Below are 4,656 nucleotides of genomic sequence, written 5' to 3' on the forward strand. Positions count from 1 at the left end.
GGGTGGGCGGGCCGCGCGCAGCGCTAGCGCGTCGTCACGAAAGCGTCAACCCCCCGCTCCGCCCGCTCCCGAGGCTCCCCCGCCGGCCGCCCAACGGCCACCGCGCCCATGGGATCCCAGTCGGCCGGAAGGTCCAGGACGTCACGGACGACGTCCCGGCAGAACATGGTGGAGGACACCCACGCCGACCCCAGCCGCTCCGAGGCCAGGGCGACGAGGAAGTTCTGGACGCCGGCGCCCATGGCGACGACGAACATCTCCCGCTCGGCCGTGCTCCGCCGCGCGTCGGGGTAGGAGTGGGAGCCGTCCATGACGAGGCACGGCACCACCAGGTAAGGCGCGTTGCGCAGCACGTCGCCGCGGCGGACGCGCTTGGCGACGCTCTCCTCGGAGCGGCCGTCGGCGCGCAGGTCGGCGATCCAGGCGTCGCGCATGGCGTCGAGCAGCCGCGAGCGCGACTCCTCGGACTCCAGGAGGACGAAGCGCCAGGGCGTCGTGTGGTGCGGCGCCGGCGCGGTGAGGGCCGCGGCGACCGCGCGGCGGACGGCGCCCGGGTCCACCGGGTCGTCGGTGAACTCCCGTACGGTGCGCCGTAGGCGGACTGCTTCCCGGACGGCCTCGGAAGTGCCCAGCCGGAACATGTCGTCCGCGCCCGCGCGGACGAGCTCCCGCGCGCCCGTCGCGTCCCCGGAGGCGGACACGACGTGCGGCAGGCCGCGGACCACCGCCACCGGCAGCCCGGCCGCCTTGCCCTTCACCAGGTCGCCGGCGGCGGCGAGTTCGTCGGCGGTGGCGACGACGGTGGCCGTCAGCGGGTTGCCGTGCGCGTCCGTACCGCCGCGCAGGTCGTCCAGGACGCGGACCCCGGCCGCGCCGATGGCCATGTCCGTCAGCCCGGAGCGCCAGGGCCGCCCGGCGGTGTCGGTGACGATCACGCCGACGTCCACGCCGAGCGTGTCCCGGAGTCCGGCGCGCAGCGCGCGGGCGGAGGCGTCCGGGTCCTCGGGCAGCAGCAGGATGGTGCCCTCGGGGGTATTGGAGGCGTCGACGCCCGCGGCGGCCATGACGAGGCCGAGCCGGTTCTCGACGATGCGCAGCGCACCGCGCCGGGCCACCAGCCGTACCGTCTCGGCGTCGATCGCCGCCTCCCGGTCGGGCGCCTCGGCGATCCGCCCCTCGGCCTTGCTGACGATCTTGGAGGTGACGAGCAGCACGTCGCCGTCGGCCAGCCCGGGCATCCCCTCGGCGGTGGCCGCCGCGGCGACCAGCTTGACCAGGTCGTCACCGGGCCGGACCTCCGGCAGCCCGGGCAGGGCCCACACCCGGTAGGAGGGAGCCTCCGTCACGCGCGCACCTCCTCGGCCAGGGCCAGGGCCTCGGCCGCCATCCGCGCGGTGGCCGGGACGTCGGTCATCATCAGCGGGACCGCCCGGCAGCGGATGCCGGCGGCCTCCACCTCGGCGGTCCGCGCCGCGTCGACCGTGTCGACCAGCCAGCCGTCGATCAGGTCCGGACCGTAGTGCCGCGCGACGGCCGAGGCCGTGGACTCGACGCCGACGGCCGCCAGCACCTTGTCCGCCATGCCGCGCACCGGCGCGTCGCCGACGATCGGCGAGAGTCCGACCACGGGCGCGTCCGCCGCCGCGACGGCCTCCCGGATCCCGGGCACGGAGAGGATGGTGCCGACGCTGACGACCGGATTGGACGGCGGGAAGAGGATGACGTCGGCGGCGGCGATCGCCTCCACCACGCCGGGCGCCGGCTTCGCCTGCTCCGCGCCGACGGGGACGATCGCGTGCGCGGGCACCTGGGCGCGCAGCCGCACCCAGTACTCCTGGAAGTGCACGGCCTTGCGGGTACCGTCGGGGCCGTCGATCATGACGTGGGTCTCGACGCGGTCGTCGCTCATCGGCAGCAGCCGCACACCCGGCTTCCACCGCTCGCAGAGGGCCTCGGTGACGGAGCTCAGCGGGTAGCCGGCGGCGAGCATCTGCGTGCGGACGATGTGCGTGGCGAAGTCGCGGTCGCCCAGCCCGAACCACTCGGGGCCGACGCCGTAGGCGGCCAGTTCCTCCTTCACGGCGAAGGTCTCGTCGGCGCGGCCCCATCCCTGCTCCTCGTGGATGCCGCCGCCGAGCGTGTACATCACCGTGTCGAGGTCGGGACAGACCTTGAGGCCGAAGAGGTGGATGTCGTCACCGGTGTTGCCGATGACGGTGACGTCCGCGTCCGGGGCTGCTGATGTCAGGCCGCGGAGGAAGCGGGCGCCCCCGATCCCGCCGGCCAGAACCACAATGCGCTGCATGCGGGCCAGTCTGTCAGCCCCGTCCGGCGTCCCGGAGGGGTGGTACGCCGGGGTGTCATCGGACGGGCGCGGCGGCCGGGCGGGGGCCTTCGGCGCAGCGCGGACGGTCCGCGGCGGGGCGGTGCAGAGGCATCTCGGTCAGGCCGGGGAAGTAGACGTGCAGGCTGACGGCGGGTTCGAGGGACTCGTTGACCACCTCGTGGGCGTAACCGGGGGCGAAGACCCGCTGGTCGCCCTCGCCGAGCCGGCGTCGGACGGTGGCCCCGGGCGCCGCCTGCGATTCCGTCAGCGTGCCCTGGAGGACGGTGAGCACCCCGGAGGAGCGCCCGTGGTCGTGCGGCTCGCTGCCCTGCCCCGGCACCCAGCTCAGCAGCCACACCTCGTAGCCGGGGCCGGTGCGCAGCCGGTGGTACCAGCGGCTGACGGCGTCGTAGCGGACCAGCGGGGCCCAGGCCGCGCGGTCGGCGGCGATCCGCCGGGCCAGTCCGGCGAACTCGGCGACGGTGGAGGGGTGGGCGGCCGGCGGCGGCATGAGGTGGGGGACGGCGAGCGGGTCGCCGGCGATCTGGACGTCGCTGTTCATGAGAGGGGTTCCTCGACGGGGGAGGCGGCGCGGGGCCGGAGGGCGGTGGGTGCGGACGGTCCCGCGTACGGCGCGGCGGCCGGGCCGTACGGAGCGGTGTCCGGACCCGGGCTGCGGCGCGGGGGAACGCGAGAGGGCGCGAGCGAGCGCTGGAGGGAAAGCCGGAAAACTGAGGAAAGGGGTCAGCCGGAGCTCTGTGGCATCAACAGCTGGAACAGCGACAGCGCGCCTGAACGGCACAGCGCGACCCGTAGGAACGGGTCAGGCCGGGGATCCCCGGGACGGACGTCCGGGCGGACGTCGGGGAGGGTGCGGTCGCGAGCATGCTGACAAGGAGACCGGCATCCGCCGCGTCGTGTCAACCGGATGTCCGGTTTGATGCCAATCTTTCACCTCATCCGGTAGCGGAGATCGGAGAAAGGTTTGTCTCGCGGGATCGCGGGACAGTCGCCCGGCATCCTGATGTTCAAACATCGCCCCGTGACGGGCGGTGCAACTGGACGGTCGCCCCTCGCGTCCCTCTTGGAGACAAGGGAGCCGCGGGACGGCTGTGGCTGGCGAGAGATGTGTCCATTCTTGTGGTGGTTTGGCAACTTTCCGCTCGGCCTTGGTTCCGCAGAGTGAATAAGGGGCTCAATAGCAGATCTCGGCTTGACTGGCCCGGATCGGCGCACTTGTAATTTCACTCGTGTCGTTCTGCCGTACCTGATCACGGCAGCATCACGGGGACGCAATGACAGACGAGGGGCGCACATGACCGAGCTGTTTCAGCAACTGCTGGTCGAGGAGGCGGACGAGGAGCTCGGCTGGCAGGAGCGCGCACTGTGCGCCCAGACCGATCCCGAGTCCTTCTTCCCCGAAAAGGGCGGTTCGACCCGCGAGGCCAAGAAGGTCTGCCTCGCCTGCGAAGTCCGCTCCGAATGCCTCGAATACGCGCTCGCCAACGACGAACGCTTCGGTATCTGGGGCGGCTTGTCCGAGCGCGAGCGACGCCGCCTGAAGAAGGCCGCGGTCTGACACCGCGTCATTTGCGGCGCACCGCTGGACCGCCGTCTCCCGGGCGGCAGCGAACGAGCGCCGTCCACCGCGGCGCCGCGGTTCCAGGCGCCGTACCGTTCCCGGCATCTGACGCCGGTTCACCATCGGGCCGTCCTGTCGAGGCCCTCATCGCCGGCCACCGCCCGCGACCCGCGCCTACCGCGTGCCGGCTTCCCATCGACTCCTGACCGCCGACGGCCGACCGCCCGGTCGCCGGTCACCGAACGCGGGGCCCTCCGATTCGCCGGGCCTGGTCCCTCCCGACCCGCCGGATCTCCGACGACCCGTCGAACCGTCGACCGGTCGACCGACGACCGGTCCAACCGACGACCCGCCGGGCAGCCGATCCGCGAGCCCGCGATCCCGCCGAGCCCACCGCTCCGCTGCGTCGAACCGCTCCGGAGCCCCCCCGCCTCGGAGCCCCACGCGCACCGCCCGCCGGGGGCCGCCGTGCGAAGCCGTCATCCCTGGTCGAACGCCTGCTCGCACCGCACGCGGCCGCCGTCCACACCCCGCCCCAAGAAGGCGGAGCGCCCGGTTCCCAGCCACTAGTCTGGGGTGCCGTCCGAGACGACCGACGCCCCTCGGGCGCACCGTCCACCGCAGTCCAGCACCGCGGCCGGACCGGGAGCGGCACCGACCGTCCCCGCCCGGCCGCCCCCGGCCGGAGGGCCCGTACCCGATGTCCGCGCACAGCGATCCGCCGGCCCACCACCCGGCACCCCCCGCG

The 4,656-nt window shown here is 73.8% G+C and carries 4 protein-coding genes; 1 reads left to right on the forward strand and 3 read right to left on the reverse strand.

Annotated features, from left to right (window positions below; translation table 11 throughout):
- Nucleotides 1-23 precede the first annotated feature (23 nt).
- From ACSNOK_RS30835 to ACSNOK_RS30845, 3 genes are read right to left on the reverse strand one after another with little or no spacing between them, the layout of a single operon-like run.
- Nucleotides 24-1,346, reverse strand: a complete 1,323-nt coding sequence (locus tag ACSNOK_RS30835; RefSeq protein WP_436784097.1) for a coenzyme F420-0:L-glutamate ligase — start codon at nucleotides 1,344-1,346, stop codon at nucleotides 24-26.
- Complete coding sequence (gene cofD, locus ACSNOK_RS30840; protein WP_436784098.1) at nucleotides 1,343-2,305, reverse strand: 2-phospho-L-lactate transferase; 963 nt, start codon at nucleotides 2,303-2,305, stop codon at nucleotides 1,343-1,345. The genes ACSNOK_RS30835 and cofD overlap by 4 nt, the downstream gene beginning before the upstream one ends.
- Nucleotides 2,306-2,360: 55 nt before the next feature.
- Complete coding sequence (locus ACSNOK_RS30845; protein ID WP_436784099.1) at nucleotides 2,361-2,888, reverse strand: cysteine dioxygenase; 528 nt, start codon at nucleotides 2,886-2,888, stop codon at nucleotides 2,361-2,363.
- Nucleotides 2,889-3,641: 753 nt separating this feature from the next.
- Here ACSNOK_RS30845 and ACSNOK_RS30850 point away from each other — a divergent pair.
- The gene (locus tag ACSNOK_RS30850) at nucleotides 3,642-3,905 is read left to right on the forward strand and encodes a WhiB family transcriptional regulator (RefSeq protein WP_004952403.1); all 264 of its coding nucleotides are present in this window, start codon (nucleotides 3,642-3,644) and stop codon (nucleotides 3,903-3,905) included.
- The last annotated feature ends 751 nt before the right edge of the window (nucleotides 3,906-4,656 follow it).

Origin of the sequence: Streptomyces sp. URMC 126, assembly GCF_051386555.1 — a bacterium.
Taxonomy (GTDB): domain Bacteria; phylum Actinomycetota; class Actinomycetes; order Streptomycetales; family Streptomycetaceae; genus Streptomyces.

Excerpts from the sequence above, each read along its gene's own strand:
- ACSNOK_RS30850 (WP_004952403.1), top strand. The coding sequence starts at position 3,642 with ATGACCGAGCTGTTTCAGCAACTGCTGGTCGAGGAGGCGGACGAGGAG.
- ACSNOK_RS30845 (WP_436784099.1), bottom strand. The coding sequence starts at position 2,888 with ATGAACAGCGACGTCCAGATCGCCGGCGACCCGCTCGCCGTCCCCCAC.
- cofD (WP_436784098.1), bottom strand. The coding sequence starts at position 2,305 with ATGCAGCGCATTGTGGTTCTGGCCGGCGGGATCGGGGGCGCCCGCTTC.